Raw genomic sequence first — 22,067 nt, 5'->3', positions numbered from 1 at the left:
TAACAAAGGAGGAGATTTATGTTAAAACCAGCAAAACAACCTCATATCCGGCTAACCGCCCTTTTTCTTTGTGTCACGATGTTTCTTAGCACACTCTTTTTCAATGCCCATACCGCTTATGCTGCAGATGGAACCATTGATTATAAGGCAGGAGCCAAAATTCCATACGGGGACTATTATACTTCCCGCATGAGCTTTGATGGCAATAACACGGCTTATTGCGTTGAACCATTAAAGAAAACACCGGCTTCCGGAAAGTATCCTTATAACCTTTTGGGAAAAAATTCCCCACTCAGAAAAGCTCTTTACTACTTAAACGGTGGATATGGTTATGAAAAGGTAATAAAAGATCAATATTTCCAAGGATGGTCCGATGACAATTCTTATGTCATTGGTCATCTGGTCGTTTCCTATATCCATGCAGGAAATAATGGGGACACCGGTGCTTTTCATGGTGCACCTCAAAATTATATTGACAAAGCATTGGAAGTTGCCAACGCCATTGAAGGGCTTCCTGCCCCACCAGAATCCTTCCGTGCTTTTATCGTTCCTGGCAATGCTTCCCAAACTTTTGCAGGAAGCTGGTATCAGGTTCCAAACGGCTTTATCGAACTGCAGAAATCCTCTGCCAATACCGATATTTCCGATAAAAATGGCAATTACTCTTTAGAAGGAGCCAAATACGGAATCTACAAAGGGGAAGAACTGGTAGAAACTCTTGTTACCGATAAAAAAGGATATGCAAAATCCAAAGAACTGGCAGAAGGAAGTTACACCGTTAAAGAAATCAGTGCCCCAGAAGGATTTGCTATAGATCCTTCCGCCCATAATGTTACGGTAAAAGCAGAAGGAACATCTACCGTAAAAGTAAAGGATATTCCTCAAAATAATCCCGTAAAACTGCTCCTTAAAAAGCTGGATGCTGACACACAGCAAAATTCTGCACAGGGAACCGGCTCTCTCGCCAATGCCGAATTTACAATAAAATTCTATACAGAGCAGTCAGCTACCGATCCCGGAGCAAATGGTAAGAAACCGGTTCGCACCTGGATATTGAAAACAGATGCCTCTGGAGAAATCCATTTTACAAAAGATTATTTGGTATCCGGGGATGAATTTTTCTATGCCAGTGATGGAAAGACCGTCTGCTTCCCACTGGGTACAGTAACCGTACAGGAAACCAAAGCACCTGCCGGCTATCTTCCAAACGAATCTGTTTTCGTGCAGCAAATCACCAGTACCGGTACGGAAGAAACTATCTCTATTTATAACGCTTCTTCTGTCGAAGAACAGGTCTTCCGAGGCGGCGTCAAAATTCAGAAGCGGGATCTGGAAACTCAGGGAACACAAGCACAAGGAACCGCATCGCTTGCAGATGCCGAATTTACCATTACCACTTTGAACAAACAGCCGGTATGGGTAGGTGGAAAGCTCTATGAAAATGGTCAGGCAGTACTTACAATTAAATCGGATGCACATGGTATTGCTGCAAGTGCCGCTGATGCCCTGCCCCTTGGACATTACCGGATTGAAGAAACCAAAGCGCCTTCCGGATACCTAACCGATGGTGCAAAGGCTCTTGAATTTGACATCACCCAAAATGGAGAAATCGTAGATTTAACAACAGAAGAGACTTCTGTTTCTAACCAGATTATCCGTGGCGGTGTCAAAATCCAAAAACGGGATCTGGAAACGGGAGAAGCCAAACCACAGGGAAATGCTTCTTTAAAGGATGCAGAATTTACAATCACCAATCTTGGTCCAAATCCTGTTCTTGTGGATGGAACCCTTTACGAAAAAGATCAAGTAGTTCTCACTTTGAAGACAGATGAAAAAGGGCTTGCTTCCACAAAAAAAGATACTCTCCCTTATGGACATTACCGGGGTGATGAGACAAAAGCACCGGAAGGTTATTTGAACGAGGGAAAACTCTCTCAGGAGTTTCATATCACAGAAAATGGGAAAATTTTGGATTTAACTGCAAAAGAAACAGCGATTTCCAATCAGGTAATCCGTGGCGATTTAGAATTCGTAAAGGTATCTGACGGAGATTTAAACCGGCTGGCAAATGTCCCATTTTCCATTACCTCCAAAACTACAGGAGAAAGTCATACCATTGTAACAGACAAAAATGGCTATGCCAGTACCTCCTCAGAATGGAATAAGCACACTACAAATACCAATCGTGGGGAAACTTCTGAAGACGGAATCTGGTTTGGCTCTTCTAAACCTGATGATACCAAAGGAGCCCTGATTTATGATACCTATATTTTGGAAGAACAACGCTGCGATTCCAATGAAGGTATGAACCTCTTAAAAATTGAGGTCTCTGTATATAAAAATCACGTAGTCGTGGATATGGGAACTTTAACGGATGATCAGATTACCATTGGAACTACTGCCCTTGACAAAGACAGCAACTCCCACTTTGCCAAACCAGAAGAAAAAATCACTCTGGTTGATACCGTAGAATACGAAGGCTTAAAGAAGGGACAGTCTTATAAGCTCATCGGCACACTGATGGATCAGGAATCCGGAAAGCCAATTGAAATAGATGGAAAACCTGTCACAGCAGAAACCACCTTCAAACCAAAAAAATCTTCTGGTTCTGCAAAAGTGACCTTTACGTTCAATGCCTCTTCTCTGAAGGGCAAAACAATCGTAGTATTTGAAGAACTGTACCAGGAGGATTTAAAACTGGCTGTTCATGCGGACATTACAGATCAGGATCAGACTATCTATTTCCCAGAAATCGGGACCACTGCAAAAGATAAGGAAACAGATATGAATCTTTCCCAGGCAGATAAAGAAGTTACCCTTGTAGATACGGTAGCTTACAAAAATCTTCTGCCCGGCGAAGAATATGTTATGACTGGAACCCTTATGGATAAAGAAACCGGAAAACCTGTCGAAATAGATAAGAAAGAGGTTACTGCCGAAACCACATTTACTCCTAAAGAATCCTCTGGAACGGTAGATGTGATTTTTTCTTTTGATGGGACTTCCCTTGCCGGAAAAACCGTAGTTGTTTTTGAATCTGCTACTTATGACGGCAAAGAATTTGCAACACACGCTGATCTTGAAGATAATGGGCAGACCATCTACTTCCCGGAAATTGCTACCACTGCAAAAGACAAAGCAGACGGAGATCATTTTGCCAAAACCGATAAAGAGATTACTATTGTTGATACGGTTAAATATAGTAACCTAATTCCAGGAAAAGAGTATGCACTTACCGGTACCTTGATGGACAAAGAGACAAAAGAACCTCTTCAGGCAGATGGTAAACCGATTACTGCCACTACGACCTTTACTCCTGAAGATGCCTCTGGCAGTATTGAACTTACCTTTACATTTGATGGCAGCATCCTGTCCGGCAAAACAATTGTTGTCTTTGAGTCTTTAACGTATCAGGAAAAAGAGATTGCTGTTCACGCCGATATAGAAGACCATGAACAGTCTATCTACTTCCCGGGAATTGGAACTACTGCGAAGGACAAAGCGGATGGGGATCAGGAAGCCGTTGCTACGAAAGAAGTAACCATCATTGACACCGTATCCTACCAAAATCTGATTCCGGATACTCCATACAAACTGGTCGGCACACTGATGGACAAAACAACCCAAAAGGAAGTTATGATTGATGGAAAACCTGTCACGGCAGAAACAGAATTTACACCAAAGGATTCCAATGGTTCTGTCGAAGTCATCTTCACTTTTGATGGAAGCACATTGGCTGGACATGATGTAGTCGTTTTTGAAAAACTTTTTTCCCTTGAAGGAGAAACAGCACTTGAAATTGCTTCCCATGAGGATCTGGACGATAAAGGACAAACGATAAAACTTACGGAAGCTCCAAAAGACACACCTGAACCTTCCAAACCAGTCAAGACCGGAGATGAAACAACCGTTCTTCCTTATCTTTTACTGGCAGGTGCCGCACTCCTCTTTGCTGCAGGATTTGGTATTTTATATATCCGTAAGCGGAAAAAAGATAAGTAACTATCAATAGATATGCTCACAGGCAGCTTATTACGGCTGCCTGCTATAAAGGTGATGAATATGGAACAATCTCGTTGTAATGCCGATGCCAAACACATCCGGCATTTTTTAGATATTTGTGATGGAAATTGGCATTCCTGTATTTATGTTCGCTGTGTTTCCTGTAAAACCCCAGGTTATTGTAATGGCCCACACTTCTTATATCATCCAGATGAAAACGGCAGTCCATGTGTCCTGCCCATGGCAGATGCCCGTATGCTCTTCTCCCGCATACCGGAACCAACGGAATGTCTATCCGCCATAACACTGGAACAATTTCAGTCTTTATATGGACTCTACTTTGCAAAAGAAGCATTGACCGATAAGCCATGTCCTTGTTTTGCTTTACTGCGGCACCAGGAAGCATCTCATTATCACTGGTAAAAGGTTGCACTTTTGGCACTTTCTGCGTACAGGATAAGAAAGGAGGCGATTTTATGTTGAATTTCACTGCTATGATTCAAGGAATCGATACAATATTTACGAACTTTATTTTTATTCCTGCACTTTTAATCCTGTACCTGAAGTTTCGTCCGAGAAAGCCCTGGAACAAACGCACCAGAAATCTGTATCGGCTATGTATAGCTCTGATTTCTGTTTATGTCATCCGGATTTTCTGTGCAGGGTTCATCTTTACACCAGTAAATTACTCACGTTTTGCAGACAGCGGTTTCTTTCCGCTTATCAAGGCACTGTTCTATTCTTAGATTTTCTGCCATTTTGTGCCATTTAGTCCGAATCTGGGAGTAGTTTCTATGCCCATCCTATGGGAATTCATCACCTGCTTTCTTACAATATACGTATAAAACACGTAAGCGAGGTGAATCTTTATGAAACAGAAACAAATCCGCTGCCCATACTGCGGCAGCATCGCAATTTTAAGGGATGCGTCCTATGTATATGGAAATAAAGCGAAAGATGGAAAACTCTATGTGTGCAGTCACTTCCCACAGTGTAATTCTTATGTAGGAGTTCATCCTGGCACTACCAATGCCAAAGGAAAACTGGCAAACAAAGAGCTTCGGCAAAAAAGGATCCAAGCACACCGGGTATTTGACCAGATATGGCTAAACCACATCTTTACGAAATCGGAGGCTTACCGCTGGATTGCTGATAAATTCTGTCTGACTGCCAAGGAAGCACACATCGGAGAATTTAGCACTTATATGTGTGATCAACTAATTCTGGAATCCATGAAGATTCTGGAGAATAACCATATCCCTCTCAGGGCCATTGGTTGAAAGGGGGGATATGTATGATCATCCCGATGACAGATGATGAACGCCGATTGACAGAGGAGTACTTATATTTGGTACCTGAAATGGTAAAAAATTGACTTCCCGTTGTGCTTATGTCTCATACGATGAGCAGCAAGACCTTCTGCAAGCCGGAAACTTAGCTTTATGCAAAGCCGCCATGAACTATGACAACACCCGTCCCTTTGCAGTTTACGCCAAAGTTGCCATACGAAATGCCATTTACAGTTATTGGAGAAAACTGCAAAAAGAACGAAAATACACCTGTTCCATGTATGCATCTTCCGAATTTGACATGGAACCCCTGCTTGTAGACCAAAAAACCGAACTATGGCAGGAACAATGTATGAACCAGGAACCCATTTATAAGCACCTGCAGTCCTTAGAAGCGAGAAGCTGCAATACACTAAGAAAAGGAATACATGCCCTGCTCCTGCAGCAAAAAGGATATACCAACCAAGAAATTTCCAAACATTATGGTGTCCCAATGAATCATGTCCGGGCATGGCAAAGCAAAGCCCGGAAATACTTACAGCAGGATACCAAATTATATACTCTTTTATCTTGAAGGGAGAACGATTATGCTGACACTTTATACTGCAGTCGGAATCCTACGATTCCAGGATTCCATAAAGGAACATAAAACACCGACTGTTATCAATAACCGGCAGGAATACGGACTGACAGAAGAAGAATTCTTTCTGTGGAGCAGCCTCGCATTTCAAATCCGACAGATCCATGAATTGCAGTCTGCTTTTTCCGAACGCTTGAAAAACATCACCGTTCGGAAAATATCCCCATTGAACCTTACCTGAATCGGCTGCTGCTTCGAGGACTGGTTGTAAAAGGGGATGGTTTAACTGGTGTGGATGCCCTGTACCGCCTCTTAGGAGAACTTTATATCAGCCCATTGCAGGACAGTTTTTCAGTACGGCTTTTTACCTGCATCTATCTCTGCATGAAGAAAAAACTGCACACAAAGGAACTGATCCATTATCTAAAAAAGCCGGCACGGACTGCTATAGAGGACACGGTACTCCAAATAGCAAAAAAAGTACAGATTTCTACGGCAGAGCTTGTAACCTGTGTAGAACAAGGCATCCATCCACAAAATACAGAGCAGCTTTTGACGCAGCTCTATGAAACCTCGGATGCAACATTCCGTACCCTGGCACAGGATATCCAATTCACCCATGCCGGTTATCCTGTACTGGAAGCCATCAGTAATTTGTACCTCAATAAACAGATTGCATTTGAAAAATTATAGGAAGGAGCAAATTATGCCAAAACCATTTCTTAATAAGCTGATTGTCCATGGGGCAATCGGCTTTTTCTGTGTCTTATTTGGATGTATTTACGGATTTATAACAGACGACCAGATATTTCTCCTTATGAGTCTTTGCATCGGTGTTGGAACTGCCATACGAATTGTGAGTCTGCTGCATACCATCAAGATACATGACTATACCGAATTAACTGGAACCTGTACAAAACGTGAAGTCAGCCCACTTACCAAGAAACAGAAAATTATTTTCCGGTCCACTGACCAGAAAGAATATCACTTTACATTCGATAAAAATATCCGCCTTTTATCTGGACATTATTATCGCCTATATTTTAGGAATGTAGCAAACCTTTCGGGTGAAGAAAAGGTTACTCCGGATTTACTTGCGTATGAGGAATTATCCCTAAATGAAGATGTTTCCCCGAAGAACTCTTAGATTTCTTCTCTAAATACAATAGAAGTGGATATGCCACTTTCACATACCCACTTCTATTATGCTTTATAAGTTTTCCTTCTGCCGTCCCAGTGAAATGACAAAAACCACTCCGAACTACCACGTATTCTGTCTCAAGGATGACAGCATAACAGCAATCGCAGGGAATAATAATCTATTGTATTCCAGAAGACTCTTCAAAAAATGGACAGTGCTTTCACTTTCAGGGTTTCAAAATGCAGTAACAATATCTTTTATTTTTCTACTGTGACCAATTTTTTCATATTAAGGGCAACTTTATACTGACAGTGAAAATTCCCGCTTCATAATTCACTTGAATATCACCACTTATTTGTATTACTAGCTTTCTAGTAGCATACAATCCGATACCACTGCTTTTTATCCTTGCTTCATCTTTTGTGTAAAACAAATCAAATATAGATTTTAATTCTTCATCACTAATATAATCAGAAGGATTGCTTATTTGTATATGACAATACTCGGATTCTCCCCACATGTAAAACATTATATCACCAGTACTATACTTTAAAGCATTATCTATTAAATTACATAAAATTCTAATTAATATTTTCTCTTGAGCAAGTATCCAAATGTTTCCATGTGGCAGTCTAATATCTAATTGTTCTGAGGCACGTTTTGAATTTTGAATATATTCCTTTAACAAAGAAGTGACTACCTCTGTAATATTGACTGATTTCATATCAACTTCGCTCTCTATTGCTTCACTCCAAAACAATAAATATAAATCGTCTACTAATTTTTTAAATAATCCGCCTTTTTTCAATATGTTCTATATAGCTATTAACAGGTTCATTCACATTTTTTCTAATCTAATTAACTGCAAGTAACCAATAATAACAGTTAATGGAGTACGTAAATCGTGTGATAAATTTGCTACCATCTTTTTAAAATTTTTATCCTGTTTTTTTAGCTGATGTTCTTTTCGTTCATCTTCTTTAATTCGCTTGTTGATACTAAGTGCAAGGTTCTCAATATCTTTATCCAATACATTGACCGAGTAGATATGCTCATTATGTTCTATCCATTCTATAATTCTTCTAATTTCCCTCTTCAGATGAAAAATGTATAATATGCCTAATAATATAAACACTCCTGTTATTAAAAAGACAACTAGCAAACTTCATATCTCCTTATAATATTAGAATCTCATCACATGTATTCAAGATTGCATTATCATGTGAAACAATAATAATTATTTTATGATTTTTAATTTGATCGATCAACTGTAAAAATTGTTTTTTTCCACTCTCATCCATAGCTGAGGTAGGCTCATCAAAAATCATTACCTGACCGTCTTGCACTACTTGGCGAATAATTGCAATTTTTTGCTTTTCTCCACCGGAAATATTACTTGACTTTTCATTAATTTGCAAATCCCAATTATCTCTTTTCAAAATACTATCACCAAAGCAATCAACGGCTCTCTGTATACATTTTACATCAAGCTTTCGATATAAAGCAATATTATTATATATTGTATCTGCTATTAAAGTCGGCTCCTGTTCTGTTACACTGATTACATGTTCTCTTATATAATCCATATCTAAATTTCTCATTTCTGTATCGTTCCATATTATATTCCCTTGATATTCATCTACATACATACCCATTAAAATTTTAATAAGTGTACTTTTCCCACATCCGTTTTCTCCTTTCAATCCATAAACTTTCCCCTTTTTAAGTTTGTAGAAAAACTTTTTATGGTTTCTTTCTGGTCATATGCAAAATTCAAATCCTGAATTCTAATTTGTTTGATTTCATTAAGTCTTATACACCCCTTAGACTGCTCCTTAATTTCTAAAATAGATTTTATACGTTCAAAGGATACATAAGCCTCTTGGTATTCTTGACCGTATGCCACTATTTCTTTTCCATATTCCAAAATCATATTAAAATATACTGAAATCATATAGAAATATCCTATTTGCATATCTCCAGTAAGTATCTTTTTCCTCCAATCCAAAGTAAAATGCATACAGATATTGCCCCTACAATCCCTTCAAGATTTGCAAATGCCTGGATAGTCGCTTGTTGTTTAAATATAGATCGATATAATTTTTGATATGATGCTACTAACCTATTTAAAAAATGAATCCATACTATGTATTTTTATAAACTCTATTTTTTCTAATTGTTCCTGCAGTCTGGAGAAGAAATTGGATTTCTCCTCTTTCATTCCATAACTGCAATTATAAATACGCTTTTTGAAGCCAATATATATAAAAAAATAAAGTGCTAATAAAAACATTGTAACTATAAAAGCAATCGAATCCATTTTCCAAATCATAAATAAGATTATACCCGCTGAAAAAACTGAAAATATCAATTCAGTCAAGGAGCTGATGAAAAAATAAGTACATCATTCGCATCATTGTTTATCCTTTGAGATAAGTACGATAAATCAGTTCTGCCAATTACGAGTGGCGAAACTTTTTTAAATGATTTACAATTTCGAAATTTAATGAAAATGCTGCATTAGTCTGTATCCTTATATAAAGTATTTTATTGACATAGCAGACAATTTCCTTACCAACATACAATAACAGTAATAAAAATATGAATTTTAACATTGCTGAATATGTTGTTTCCACATTAAACATATTAATAAATTGTCCCATAGCAGCCGGTATAAATGTATTTAACCCGCACAGTATAATACCCAACAAAAAATATATCCCATATTCTATTTTATATTGAAAAACATATTTACTGCAAAATTTTATCATTCCAATTCTCCCTGCTATTTCATTGAGCCATTTCTTTCATCAGCTCCAACATCTCTTCTGCATTCCATTTTACTGAAGAACAAATCTTATTTTTATAAGCAGCACACCCACCATAACATACTGGAAAAAATGAACAATCTTTACATTCTTGATCCTTTACGACATCATAGGAAAGCCATTCTACAAATTTATTTGTAAGTTTGATTCCTTTTTCCAAATTACCGATACTTCGTTCACTATATCCAATATCATTCCAACATTTATACAACGCTCCATCTGGACCTATCACAAATGAATTTAAGCTAATTGCTCCACATACACCATAATTGCTCGGCTTAACACCTTGGTACATAAAGCCTCTCTTAATCCCTTCTTTATAAAACGCAATCTCTTCTTTTGCGTACTGTGGTCGTTCCATACATATATGATTATTACATACTCCATTAATATCATCTACTGGTGCTAAATAATAACCAACTCTACCTTTTAAACCATATCTTTCTAGCCAATCAAATATTTCTGTTGCTTCGTTTATATTTGTCTTGTCAACATTAATTCTTATCGAAATATTCAAAATATCCGCACATTCTCTTATATTGTCCAATATATGTTCGAAGGTAGGCTGATGATTATGGAGAATCCTTCTACTATCATGGGCTTGTTTTGAACCATCTAAAGTAACTTGAATATAGTGGATGTCCATGTCTTTTAATTTTTCAGCTACTCTTCTAGTCAATTTATAACCATTTGTGACCATATCCGCATTATATTTGCAACCAAGTGGCAAAACAGACTTTATCTTTTTGGTTAATTTTTCAATAGTTTCAATTGCCAATAATGGCTCCCCTCCATACCAAGATACCGTTAATTCATGTATATGCTGATATTTTTCTTTGAGCTGCGATGTTAATTGATCCTGAACAGTCTCAGACATAGTAATATATTCTCTCCCTTTTTCATAGCAATAGGGACAACAAAAATTACATGCCATAGTTGGGGCAATAGTTAATGTAAGATTTGAATCCGCAAACCTTTCTATTTTATTTCTTATAAGCAATTCTGCAAATTCATCTTTATCATCTTCAACTAGCATACCACCCTCTAATAATGCTGACTCTAAATCAGGCTTTGAACATTTTTCCCTTCTTTCATTTCATAATATGATTTTTCATAATCAGTATCTAATTCCAGTATTGCAGATGTGACCGTATTGTAAATCAAACAACTTTTATCTTCTTTTTCTCTATATTGTATCTTGATAATTTCATTATTATATCCTCTTTTCTTAATCTCTTGTTTTCACAGTGTTCTTTGCAATAATGAAAATGTGCCCAGCATATTGCTGAGCACATTTTCCTTTACTGACTACAAATATCTTTAGTAACGAATTACACATGTAGCCTTTTTAGATCCACAACCTTTATCATTGTAAACCCAGCAGATTCTTGTACTTTTGTCCTCTGATGCTTTGTTAATCCACTTCATTGCAATATCCTCCTGTAAAATATTTATTTATTTCAAAGTAGTAAGAGCTACTTGAAACACAAATTAAAGTTCTTGACGTTTCAATGCAAAATGCATTAAAACTATCCCCACCAGGCACGCACCCATACCATACATAATAGTTCCAACAACAATCCCATTTGTCATCCGATATCCACAAATATTATACATATAAGTGGTCGGGTTCATAACACAAAATGCTTTAAGAAGCACTGATTGATTTTGAAAATCCTCATATACCATAGGATAAGTAATCGCACCTGCAAAGAAATATACACATGATAAAGCTGCCACAATTCCTGTATTCTTTACTAAAACCGTAATCAAAACCGCCACAGCTTCCATTCCAATCATAGCTATCATATTTAAGGTAACCATTCCGATAAAAATCAAAAATTCCTCACCTTTATAATGAAAACCATACTTCCATGCTAATCCTAAGCCTAATGCAGTTTCCACAATATAATAGAGAATAAAAAAGTGAACATTTATCACCAGTAATTTACTTAAAAATAATTTGGTTCGATTTATCCCATATACGACAGAAGCTCTTATTGTTCCTTGATGAAATTCTGCAGATACCATTGTCGTAATATAGACAATTAATCCAATCCAAGAAAAAAATTAATTGATAATGCAAATCTTGCGATTTCTGCAGCTTTTACATTATTCATGTCGTCTATGTAGCAAATCCAACCAATGCTATCTATATTTCTATAATCACCAAAAGTCATAAACAATGTATCATTTCCCACAACGAACGGTATAAAAAAATAAATGCCATAAATACTAAAACCCACTTCGAGGCTCGCGAATATTTCATTTTATAGTACTCTGCTTTAAGCTGTCTCATTCGATTTCACCTCCGATAATAGATTTGTGTAATACTCTTCTAAGTCTTCTCCTTCATATCCTATTTTTTCTACACCAACTCCTCCATATACTAATTCTTTTGTTATATCAGAAATATTTTTATTATAACCAAATACCTTAATCACATTTCTTAAATAAACTTTTATTTGACTTTCTGGATACCTCTCATCTAAAATACAACTAGCCTTTTCCACATTGTCTACTTCGATATGAACATGACGACGACATTTCTCATCTAATTCTTTATCTGTAATCTGTTGTAACATTTTTCCATGATGTATAAATCCATATACAGTTGCAAGTTGATGTAACTCTGGCAAAATATGACTGGATATAAGTATCGTTGTACCATCTTCTTCATTCATATTCTTTAAGACTTCTCGCACATATTTAATTTTGGTTGGATCTAAGCCATTTATTGGTTCATCTAAAATTAGCAACTGTGGGCGACCAAGCAATGCAATTGCAATTCCTAATCGCTGTTTCATCCCTAAAGAAAAAGCCTTCACTCTTTTATTTCCAGCGTCCTTTAAATCCATTATTTCCAGAACTTCATCAATACTACTTTTTCCTGGAATTCCTCGTTGAGTACGCTGGATTTCCAAATTTTGGCGTGCTGTCATGTCCATATACAAAGCTGGATTTTCAATTAAACATCCTATCTTATTTCTTTCATCTTCAAGATTTTTTTTACCAAATAAACTTATCTCACCTGAAGTCGGCTTTGTTAGTCCTGTAATAACTTTCATCAGGCTACTTTTTCCTGCACCATTTTCTCCAACCAGTCCATATATCTCGCCCGCTTTTATCGTAAGATTTACCTGATTAAGTACCATATTTTTTCCGTATGCTTTACAAATATCTTTTGCTTCCAATATTTTTTCGGGTTCTTTCATTCTAATCACTTCCCTCGTTTCTTAAATCCTATAATGATAATGATAATGTCTAATTCTAACATTTCTCTTAAATCAGTTCTTAAATTTCCATAAAATTATAAATTTATCTTTATATTTTCCCACTCGCCTATGAAACCTTCAAATTATTTAAAACAGTAACTTGTATGAAATTACAAATCATGTTAGTATTTTTACCATACCTATTACCAAAGGAGTTTATTATGATTGATATATTATTAGTAGAAGATGATAAAGAAATTTGCTTTATTTTTACAGAATTATTAAAAAGAAACCATTACAATGTTTCAGCATATCACAATGGGATAGAAGCAATTGAAGCTCTTTCCTCTAAAAAATATGATTTAATGTTATTAGATTTGATGCTTCCCGATTTGCCTGGTGAAAAAATACTATTTCACCTAAAAAACACAACAATTCTATTCCAGTTATTGTTATATCTGCCAAAAATCAGCCTGAGACTCGTATAAACCTTCTCCGATCCGGTGCAGATGATTATATAACTAAACCTTTTTATCATGAAGAAGTTCTCGCACGAATAGAAAGTGTTTTGCGCCGTTGCAGCGAAAGTCCCCAAACGGAATATTCCTTTAAAGATATTCGCATAAATGTGGATGATCACAAAGTACTTGTAAATAACACAGAGCTTACTCTGACTACTACCGAATATAACCTCTTACAGCTACTAATCAAACATCCAAAACAGACTTTTACAAAGGAATCTTTATATCAACTTATTTGGGGAAAAGATTATATTTCAGATGATAATACTCTCAATGTCCATATAAGCAAACTAAGAAAAAACTAGAGCATATAGGAAACCAAGCCCCTTATATCGATACTGTATGGGGAATAGGTTATAAATTACACCGTTAGAATAAATTCACGCAAAAAATACCATTACAAAGATTAATCTGTAACGGTATTTTTACCCTATTCACTTTTTTCATACTTTCAAACAACTAGGTATACCCTCAACAATTTTTTCAGGCACAAACACTTCATTAACTATCACATACGTCCAAGCACCATCTGAGTTATCCGTAGTTTTAGACACTACAATGGCTTAACTTCCACGCAGTATATATTAAATCTACGAATTACAAATGCAAAGACACAACTTCGAACCACTACATATTCCTTTCCAAGGTAACGGTGATTGTGGTCTATGAAAATCATTTGTATTTCAGCTGACCATAAAAAACACCGTTGCAGATTCACTCCCCCACAACGGCATCTTTCATTTTTTTTATTCGATTTTATCTTCTCCTGTTGCCTTTATAAATCTCATAACCTCATCAATGGTTTTCCCAGATGCTACCAAAGCCTTAAACAGCTCATCTTTCTGCTTCTCTTCTATCTCTTTTTGAATCTCTTTTGCTTTATGACGCAGTTCCTTTAAATCGGACTCTTTTGTACGAATCTCCTGTTCCACATACTCCAGTTGCTCTTCCAAAGATGTGTTTTCCAGTTTTTTCGTCTTGCCATAATGCATCCTCCTAATAATTTTCCTCATTCTACCACATTTTATCTACTCTGAAAAGGTAGTAGTGTTTTATGAAAATTTTATATCTATTTGGGATTATCCTCATAAAATACTACACTTCCAAGCATTTTGACACAAAAATTATTATTTCGAATCGCAAAATACTATATATGGTATTTTATCATTGACCTTCGCTATATCTTGTGTTACTATGATATTGTATTTAAGTTTTGTGTTATCCCTTTATAGGGTGTCTGGATACTATCTCCAGTACACATGCAGTTTAAGTTGGAAAATCGTGTCATTATAATGCCGTTTTATACGGTGCTATAATGGCACTTTTTTTATTTATCACTATTTTATCGCCCAAAGGGCAGAAAGGAGAATTTTTATGTCATCTATTATCATTGTAACAGGAAGGGTAACTGCCGATCCGGTTATGCAACAAGCAAAGAATTCCGGAACTGAATACATCAGTCTGGGGCTTGCTACCAACCAGAGAGGTCAAAGCGGAAAGGAAGAACCCATCTTCTATCAGTGTTACTGCAACAAGTTTCTTGCAGATCGACTGATAAAAGCCGGTGTCAAAAAATCAACGTGTCTCATGGTCTACGGAGATTTAGAACTCCATCCGTATATTCACCAGAAAGGCAATAATGCAGGTCAAGCAGCTATCACGCCGCAAATTATGGTAAAGGACTGGCAGTTCTTACCTGCGAATCGTAATGATACCAATGCAGCAACACCTGTACCGGGGAATCCAATGGTCGGAAATCCAAATGTTCCACCAGTACCAGCAAACGGTGCTACTTATAATGGAAACCCGGGAATGAATCCTTCCGGTACCGTGCCTACTGGCGCAATGCCAGTCAATAACAATATGATGCCACAGGCCGCACAACAGATGTCTTATGCTCCGGCAGGGGGATCGGCTTATGCACCACAGGGATTTACGGCTGGCAATGTATCTGGTGATGGATTTACCAATATTCCGGAAAATACACCACCACAGCAGCTTCCATTCCCGTAAATTATCAAAGATCCCTAAAATGAAGGAATTGCGACTTTCCAGTATCTACTGGTCTGCTGCAATTCCTTTTTCTATTGAAACAAACATGGAGGAAATGAAGTGAATACACAAAAGAAATTTCTTAAAGTTCTAAGTATGCTCACAATAATTTTGTTAATTGCAACTATATTCATACCAGGAAATGGAAATCGTAATGCAGTCGCAAGTATCGGAATCCTTGGCATCCTGCTGCTATTTCTTTCCACACTTCTTCCTAAAATCTATAAACTGACTCTAAACCTACTCAAGAACCAGGGCAAAACAAGCCCTTGGTCTTCTTTGAAATCATCTGAGCCAGTTTCCGAAACAGAAGAATTGCTTTGGAGACAAATCAGCTATCAGATTACCGACAAACTACAGGCTGCATTTCCAAATGCAACATGGGAATTCCAGAAGCCGCCATCCATGAAGCAGCTTCTTTGCGGAAATCCCATACGTCTGAGAACCTTTCATACGGAGGACTACAACTTTGCGGAAGCACGTATGAACCAATACGGATATCTGGAACTTCAAATGCTGACCATTGCCAGCCTCAAAAAGACTGTCACAGTTACCGATGAGGACGATGTTCCTTTTGCTGATCCGGAATCCTGGTATTCCTTAATTGGCAAGAAAAAACTGGAGAACCTTATCGGACAGCTCCATGCGAAAGGACACCATAAACTCTATATTAATGAAAACGGGCAAATTTACATCCAAAATGGTGATACAGCGGAAATCAAGGATTGTTTTGATTATTTCCCGCCACGAAACTATTGGGATATTCTCATTTCCATCTTCCAAAAAGATGAATTGACCGCAAAAGAAAAGGACCAGGCACTAGAATTATCCTGGATAAAAGAATAAAGGAGGAAATACTATGCCAAATACAAACTTTGTCCCTAACTGGACTTTTGAAAGAACGCTACCATCTCCATTTGACAGCTATTCCGGGAAAAGTGCAGTGATGAAAGACATCGCTTCCAAATACTGTAATCAGCCTAAAAAACGGGCTACTCTCCATTCTGCTACTTTGCAGGCAGTTTTTTCTTATATGAATTTGGAAAATCCACCTGCTGGAAAAGCAGAGGAAGAACTCGGAGCCATTGGAAGCCAGGCAAACAATTTTACAATCGCAGAATATCCAAGCCGTACCGGGTTGCTGCATGTAGTGGTCTACAACCGTATGACTGGGAAATTTATAGCCGGAAAGTATGAAAAACCTTTGGATCTGGACAGTAAACCAGAGCCATATCAGTTTAAAAAAGATGAAGATTCCGGAAGTGCTCTTTATTTTGCTTTAATGCCTACTTTCCTTTCAGATGACGAATTCAATGAAAAATATCAGGAATTAAAGCAACACCGTGATGACGGTTTTCCTGACCTGCCCAAAGCTGCAGAAACGGCTGCGGTTCTTTGTGATAACGTGTACCGCAGGATCCGTTATGGTGATTCCCTTCCTATCGGGAACATCAAAGTTGACACTCCTGCAAATGGCGTGCTCCAAAGACTTACACCACTGAATATCCAAAAAGGTGTTTATGCACCAACGGAAATTATCCAGGGTACCTTTCAGGTATTAAAAGGTGGACATCACTATACTGCTTCCGCCGTTTCAATTCCCAAAGAAGATTTTGTCGATAAATACATCCTGTCCAATTCTCGGACATTAACTCCCCAAGAAGAATCAACCGTTCCTATTCTCGAAGATTGGTATGTAATCCCAAAAGAAATCCAAAGAATATGCGAACATGCCAAATTAACAACTGACAGCAAGCAGCCTATGAGGAATTTTATGCTCCGTGGGCCTGCTGGAACGGGAAAGACCGAAGGTGCCAAAGCCATTGCTGCAGGACTTCACCTTCCTTACCGATGCATCACCTGCTCGGCAAATACAGAAATTTTTGACCTTCTTGGACAGATTTTACCTGATGTAGATGAAAAACAGCTTTCTTTGGTAGGGGAACTGCCCTCTTTTCAAGACATTACCCTCGATCCGGCTACTGCCTATGAAAAATTAACGGGTACTTATGATGAAAAGGTATCAGAAAATACAGTTTATGAAGAATTGATCCATCATATATCTGAGGAAATGAAGCAGAAACAAGCTGCTACCTCCAGCAGCCAACAGTTCCGCTATGTGGATACACCACTGGTTGAAGCCATCCGAAACGGCTATCTGGTAGAAATACAGGAGCCTACGGTGATTGCCAATCCTGGTGTACTGGTAGGACTTAATTCCCTATTGGACCGTTGTAACAGCGTATTTCTGCCAAACGGGGAAGTCATCCATCGGCATCCGGATACTACCATTATAGTCACAACTAATCATGACTATGCCGGCTGTCGTCCCATGAACCAGTCTGTCATTTCAAGGATGAATATGGTCATAGATATGGATGAACCGGATGAAGAGACCATGGTAGAGCGTGTTCTTGCTATTACCGGATGTTCCGATAAAAAATCAGTACGTACCATGACACAGATTGTACGTTCCATCGCACAGTATTGTCAGGATAACCTGATAACAGATGGCTGCTGTGGAGTCCGGGAATTAATTGCCTGGGTTCAGTCTTTTATGGTATGTGGCGATATACAGGAAGCTGCTCATTATACCATTTTATCTTCCGTCACTGCCGATTCTGAAAGCCGTATCGAAATTGAAGGTTCTTGCTTGGATACAGTTCTTGCATCATAACACACTATTGAGGAACACCTTTTATACCGAAGCCGAACTACGCAAAACTCTGGCAGAAAATCTCGTTTATTTAAGAAAATCCAAGCAGACGAAACTCTCTCAGAAAGCCGTAGCAAGACTTCTGCATCTACCGGAAAAAACAATTATGAACTATGAAAATGGGCATACGCTTCCATCTGCTTACGCCGTCTTTCGGTTAGCCCAGTATTACGGCTGTACAATGGAAGATCTCCTAACCCAAAATATGAAAAAGAAAGAAAGGTGAAAAAATTGAATAACACTCAAAAAGCTTTAAAAAGAATGATCCGGGATACGGAGTCAAAAATCACTGATGAAGAACTCTTTCTTTCATCGGCTTTCCAAAAATACCAAACATCTCTGGCGAAAGCGGCTACTGGCCGTTCTCGCTATGGACTTCAGGTGCTTATGGAATGGGACAGTTCTGAAAATGCAGACATCGCTTATACAGATAATTATAGAATTCACTGTAACGCCGCAAACTCGATAACCCAAAGCTTTCCTTCCCGATTTCTGCGGTCACAAAGCCTGACTGGTCTAACTGGACATGAAATCGGACATCTGCGTTACTCTGATTTTGCATCACTACAGCTTTATCTGACCAATATGGAAAATGGTTCCTTCTATCCAGAAGCACCAGACAATCTGCCTTCTGGATACAAGGCAAATCTGCAGGACATCTTAGATGCCATGGAAGAAAAAGATAACGCAACGTGTCTGACGCTATCCCGCTGTGCTGCACAGTATAATAATATACTGGAGGACATCTACATTGAAGCCCGGATGTGTGAAGAATATCCCGGAACTTTTAAGCAGGGAATACAGATCAATAATCTGCGGATGTCTGAATTGATTCCTTCTATACAGGAACAAATTGACTGTGGCTATCAGCCGTTTTCCATTATGAGCAATTTAATTTTGTCTTATTGCCGGACTGGTAATATAAATAACCGCACGAATTATTCTGGAGAATACACAGACACCCTTTCAGACTGCATGGATTATATTGACGATGCTTTAATTGCCACACAGGGGAAAGAACGCTTACGTGCTTCCAACTATCTTTTAGTACTTTGCTGGAACTATATTCAGCCTATGGTAGAGTTAACCAGAGAGTCTTTAAAAAAGCAGGATAGTACCCAAGTTGGCGATGCTCTGGAGGATCTGCTGCGGAAAGAATCAGGTAGCGGATCTCCTCTTCCAACTGGTAAAAACGGAGGAATCCCTAAAAACATTCCAGGTCCTACAGTAAAATCAAAAACTCCTATAACCTGTGACTTATCTGGTCTTGATCCAAATTACAGGCAAGATGCAATCAACCAGGCAGAAAAGGTACTGCAGGAAGAAGGAGGAAGAATTGAACTTGCTAAAACTACAGCAGTATTAGATGGAAATAATCCAGTAATCACATACGCATCACAGTATGCCGGTTCCGGTTATGAAAATGCAGCGAATGATCTTGCACGCATCCTAAATGATGTTGCTACGGAAAAAGCCCAAAATGATTATGAACAGGAATTAACAGAAGACTTGCAAAAATCGGCGGATGAAATACATTACGGAAATGCCCATGCAGGCATCCATGTAACAATCCACCGCATCAATCCAGTTTCCGACTTTTTTATCAAATCTTATCAAACAGTTGCTTCCCCTCTTTTGCGGACCTCCAAAAGGCTGCAAAGTTCCATTCTTCCTTTATTAAAAGAAGAGGCAGAAGGCGGGAAACAAAAAACCTGTTATTTGGTAAAAGGCTGGATATGCGGGCTTTACACCGAAAGGACGGCGGTATCTTTACCAGAACCAGGCTTCCGGATGAAGAACAAAAACTTTCCGTGGGACTTTTGGTTGATGAAAGTGGTTCTATGGGCTGGGGAGATCGTATTACCCATGCCCGGAAAACTGCAATCGTGCTGTATGATTTCTGTATGAGCCTGGGAATTCCTATTACCATTTATGGGCATTCTACAGATTCTAAGGGTGTTGCTTTGTATTCCTATGCTGAATTTGATTCTCTGGATGCCTCTGACCGTTACCGGCTGATGGATATGTCTGCCCGTAATGGCAACCGGGATGGAGCTGCACTTCGTTATGTTGCGGAACACCTGGCAAAGCGTCCGGAATCACAAAAACTCCTCATCATAATCTCTGACGGACAGCCCGCGGATTGTGGGTACAGTGGTACGGAAGCAGAAGCAGATCTTCGTGGTATCAAGAATGAATATCGTAAACGTGGCATTGTGATCTTTGCTGCAGCAATTGGTGATGACAAAGAAAACATCCGCAGGATCTATCAGGATGGTTTTTTAGATATTACCAAATTAGAAGATTTACCCAAAAATATGACACAGCTTGTAAAACAATATTTGAAATAGAAAGAAGGAAAACATACATGAGTGAAAATTATCAAAACTCAATTACAGATCAGATATGCAAAGTACAGACCAGTAAAAAATTAATTGCACTGTATGACCGCCTCCGCTACACAAGTTATAACAGCTATGCACAACTTCATGCAAAAGGAGAATTTGAAGAAAATGGTCATAAAGTTCACTCCCTTATTGGAATCTCCATACAGGATTATTCTAGTGGTACTGGTGATAAAAATATTATCACCCGTTTTCATCTGGCACCCGAACAAATTCAATTTCTGCTGTCCAGAGTTACCGCTGGCTTTCCTGAATTTGAATGGTCACAAAGTAAAATATTTGGTGTGCCGGATGGCAATGGCTATTCTACTGCACAACAGTTTTTTATTTCCCGCCACGTATATAACAACCAGCAGGAAATACTGACCAGTCCATGGAGAATTCAAATTAATAACGGAAAAGGTATCAAGAAAAAGAATCATAACGGCGGCACTTATATGCAGGCTCAAAGTTTTATCTCTGAAAAAAGTGCTTTTATACAATTGACAGATATGGATTTTTATATGCTGTTAAAACGTGCTGATTCCTATATCGTAAATTGGGAAGCCTATGTTGCATCCTTCCTGATTCAAAACGGCAAACAACAGCTTAAAAAGCAACAGGAAGCAAGAATGGCACAAAATATACAGCCACAGCCAGATGAAATGACTTCCTATATGCAGGGACAGCCACAAGAGCAATATCTGAATGGTATGTATGTCGCTTAAAGAATTTCAACAAAGAAGCAGCCGAAAAGACTGCTTCTTTTTATAAAGGAAAGGGGATCTCTATGGATTATGCTACAACACTAAATATTGACCAACAAGGGCGGATCATTATTCCTGCCAAAGTAAGAAAAGCCCTACAGCTTCATACAGGCGATGTATTGATGTTGGAAGCTGACACACGCAACATCTGTCTTCGTAAATGCGACTCCCATATCCCTATGGATATCCGGTTAGACAGTTTTCTGGATATTTTACATAGCAATGTCCCTTGCCGGATTCTGTTATGTAATCATTCCAAAATCATTGCTTCCAAGAATTATCATACAGCACTTAATATGCCTGTAACAGAAAGTATTCAAAGGCTTCTGCAACAGGGAAAGATGAAATTATTCTCTGAAAAGGAACGCATATACCCTACTATGACAGGAAAATATCCCATATCAGCCTTTTTCCCTATTTCTAAAAAAGACGAATTGGGGGAAGCCCTGGGACTTTTACTATGTGCAAAAAATCAACAGCCTTTCAGCGAAATGGATTTAGGCTGTGCCAAAATGACTGCAGCGGCGATTTCCCGCTACATCCAACAAAATTATGAAAGGAAGGTGACATAA

The 22,067-nt window shown here is 38.2% G+C and carries 23 protein-coding genes and 1 pseudogene; 16 read left to right on the top strand and 8 right to left on the bottom strand.

The features are described 5' to 3' along the window. Positions 1 to 18 precede the first annotated feature (18 nt). The 6 genes from CK1_RS14130 (at position 19) to CK1_RS14105 (ending at position 7,018) form a co-directional block, all read left to right on the top strand. Complete coding sequence (locus CK1_RS14130) at positions 19 to 4,002, top strand: VaFE repeat-containing surface-anchored protein (protein ID WP_015526848.1); 3,984 nt, start codon at positions 19 to 21, stop codon at positions 4,000 to 4,002. Positions 4,003 to 4,871: 869 nt separating this feature from the next. Next, on the top strand, positions 4,872 to 5,282 hold the full coding sequence (locus CK1_RS14125) for a zinc-finger-containing protein (protein ID WP_004223692.1): 411 nt from the start codon (positions 4,872 to 4,874) through the stop codon (positions 5,280 to 5,282). Positions 5,283 to 5,373: 91 nt separating this feature from the next. Beyond that, on the top strand, positions 5,374 to 5,865 hold the full coding sequence (locus CK1_RS14120) for a sigma-70 family RNA polymerase sigma factor (protein WP_353611174.1): 492 nt from the start codon (positions 5,374 to 5,376) through the stop codon (positions 5,863 to 5,865). Between the two features lie 13 nt (positions 5,866 to 5,878). Beyond that, a complete protein-coding gene (locus tag CK1_RS14115; RefSeq protein ID WP_015526846.1) occupies positions 5,879 to 6,112 on the top strand; it encodes a hypothetical protein in 234 nt (77 codons plus the stop codon). Between the two features lie 143 nt (positions 6,113 to 6,255). Further along, a complete protein-coding gene (locus CK1_RS14110) occupies positions 6,256 to 6,564 on the top strand; it encodes a hypothetical protein (protein ID WP_270628849.1) in 309 nt (102 codons plus the stop codon). A gap of 13 nt (positions 6,565 to 6,577) precedes the next feature. After that, complete coding sequence (locus CK1_RS14105) at positions 6,578 to 7,018, top strand: hypothetical protein (protein ID WP_015526845.1); 441 nt, start codon at positions 6,578 to 6,580, stop codon at positions 7,016 to 7,018. A gap of 277 nt (positions 7,019 to 7,295) precedes the next feature. Here CK1_RS14105 and CK1_RS14100 read toward each other — a convergent pair whose 3' ends face one another. The 7 genes from CK1_RS14100 to CK1_RS14070 form a co-directional block, all read right to left on the bottom strand. Next, positions 7,296 to 7,820, bottom strand: a complete 525-nt coding sequence (locus tag CK1_RS14100; protein WP_306288945.1) for a sensor histidine kinase — start codon at positions 7,818 to 7,820, stop codon at positions 7,296 to 7,298. 30 nt (positions 7,821 to 7,850) lie between these two features. Next, the gene (locus CK1_RS14095) at positions 7,851 to 8,174 is read right to left on the bottom strand and encodes a histidine kinase dimerization/phospho-acceptor domain-containing protein (protein ID WP_306288944.1); all 324 of its coding nucleotides are present in this window, start codon (positions 8,172 to 8,174) and stop codon (positions 7,851 to 7,853) included. Between the two features lie 13 nt (positions 8,175 to 8,187). Continuing rightward, on the bottom strand, positions 8,188 to 8,715 hold the full coding sequence (locus CK1_RS14090) for an ATP-binding cassette domain-containing protein (protein ID WP_306288943.1): 528 nt from the start codon (positions 8,713 to 8,715) through the stop codon (positions 8,188 to 8,190). Further along, complete coding sequence (locus tag CK1_RS14085; protein ID WP_306288942.1) at positions 8,712 to 8,966, bottom strand: hypothetical protein; 255 nt, start codon at positions 8,964 to 8,966, stop codon at positions 8,712 to 8,714. Before CK1_RS14085 ends, CK1_RS14090 begins: the two co-directional genes overlap by 4 nt. 836 nt (positions 8,967 to 9,802) lie before the next feature. Next, positions 9,803 to 10,876, bottom strand: a complete 1,074-nt coding sequence (locus CK1_RS14080) for a radical SAM/SPASM domain-containing protein (RefSeq protein ID WP_015526841.1) — start codon at positions 10,874 to 10,876, stop codon at positions 9,803 to 9,805. A 455-nt stretch (positions 10,877 to 11,331) separates the two neighbouring features. After that, positions 11,332 to 11,871 (bottom strand): ABC transporter permease subunit, encoded by a 540-nt coding sequence (locus CK1_RS14075; protein WP_015526839.1) that lies wholly within the window; start codon positions 11,869 to 11,871, stop codon positions 11,332 to 11,334. Positions 11,872 to 12,125: 254 nt separating this feature from the next. Then, complete coding sequence (locus CK1_RS14070) at positions 12,126 to 13,055, bottom strand: ABC transporter ATP-binding protein (RefSeq protein WP_015526838.1); 930 nt, start codon at positions 13,053 to 13,055, stop codon at positions 12,126 to 12,128. 164 nt (positions 13,056 to 13,219) lie between these two features. On the opposite strand from CK1_RS14070, the pseudogene CK1_RS14065 reads away from it, so the two are divergent. Further along, a pseudogene (locus CK1_RS14065) lies at positions 13,220 to 13,554 on the top strand (response regulator); the annotation flags it as partial. Between the two features lie 129 nt (positions 13,555 to 13,683). Further along, positions 13,684 to 13,881, top strand: a complete 198-nt coding sequence (locus tag CK1_RS18475) for a winged helix-turn-helix domain-containing protein (protein ID WP_353611257.1) — start codon at positions 13,684 to 13,686, stop codon at positions 13,879 to 13,881. Positions 13,882 to 14,322: 441 nt separating this feature from the next. Here CK1_RS18475 and CK1_RS14055 read toward each other — a convergent pair whose 3' ends face one another. Then, complete coding sequence (locus CK1_RS14055) at positions 14,323 to 14,508, bottom strand: flagellar export protein FliJ (RefSeq protein ID WP_306288941.1); 186 nt, start codon at positions 14,506 to 14,508, stop codon at positions 14,323 to 14,325. 442 nt (positions 14,509 to 14,950) lie between these two features. On the opposite strand from CK1_RS14055, the gene CK1_RS14050 reads away from it, so the two are divergent. The 8 genes from CK1_RS14050 to CK1_RS14015 all read left to right on the top strand — a co-directional run bounded on the left by CK1_RS14050 (position 14,951) and on the right by CK1_RS14015 (position 22,067). After that, the gene (locus tag CK1_RS14050) at positions 14,951 to 15,589 is read left to right on the top strand and encodes a single-stranded DNA-binding protein (RefSeq protein ID WP_015526835.1); all 639 of its coding nucleotides are present in this window, start codon (positions 14,951 to 14,953) and stop codon (positions 15,587 to 15,589) included. Between the two features lie 99 nt (positions 15,590 to 15,688). After that, entirely contained in the window at positions 15,689 to 16,474 is a 786-nt protein-coding gene (locus CK1_RS14045) for a hypothetical protein (protein WP_055151549.1), read from the top strand. Positions 16,475 to 16,487: 13 nt separating this feature from the next. Further along, on the top strand, positions 16,488 to 18,305 hold the full coding sequence (locus CK1_RS14040; protein ID WP_015526834.1) for an AAA family ATPase: 1,818 nt from the start codon (positions 16,488 to 16,490) through the stop codon (positions 18,303 to 18,305). Continuing rightward, a complete protein-coding gene (locus tag CK1_RS14035) occupies positions 18,193 to 18,570 on the top strand; it encodes a helix-turn-helix domain-containing protein (protein ID WP_225084396.1) in 378 nt (125 codons plus the stop codon). Before CK1_RS14040 ends, CK1_RS14035 begins: the two co-directional genes overlap by 113 nt. Beyond that, positions 18,567 to 20,252 (top strand): nitric oxide reductase activation protein NorD, encoded by a 1,686-nt coding sequence (locus tag CK1_RS14030; RefSeq protein WP_306288940.1) that lies wholly within the window; start codon positions 18,567 to 18,569, stop codon positions 20,250 to 20,252. Before CK1_RS14035 ends, CK1_RS14030 begins: the two co-directional genes overlap by 4 nt. Continuing rightward, entirely contained in the window at positions 20,186 to 20,695 is a 510-nt protein-coding gene (locus CK1_RS14025; protein WP_306288939.1) for a cobaltochelatase CobT-related protein, read from the top strand. The genes CK1_RS14030 and CK1_RS14025 overlap by 67 nt, the downstream gene beginning before the upstream one ends. A 17-nt stretch (positions 20,696 to 20,712) precedes the next feature. Then, on the top strand, positions 20,713 to 21,456 hold the full coding sequence (locus tag CK1_RS14020) for a hypothetical protein (RefSeq protein ID WP_004223740.1): 744 nt from the start codon (positions 20,713 to 20,715) through the stop codon (positions 21,454 to 21,456). A gap of 62 nt (positions 21,457 to 21,518) precedes the next feature. Then, on the top strand, positions 21,519 to 22,067 hold the full coding sequence (locus tag CK1_RS14015; RefSeq protein ID WP_004223741.1) for an AbrB/MazE/SpoVT family DNA-binding domain-containing protein: 549 nt from the start codon (positions 21,519 to 21,521) through the stop codon (positions 22,065 to 22,067).

It is taken from the genome of Ruminococcus sp. SR1/5, from assembly GCF_000209835.1.
In the GTDB taxonomy this organism is placed as follows: domain Bacteria; phylum Bacillota; class Clostridia; order Lachnospirales; family Lachnospiraceae; genus Blautia_A; species Blautia_A fusiformis.
The sequence above is the reverse complement of the archived record's forward strand: the minus strand, read 5'-3'. Positions and strand labels throughout refer to the sequence as shown.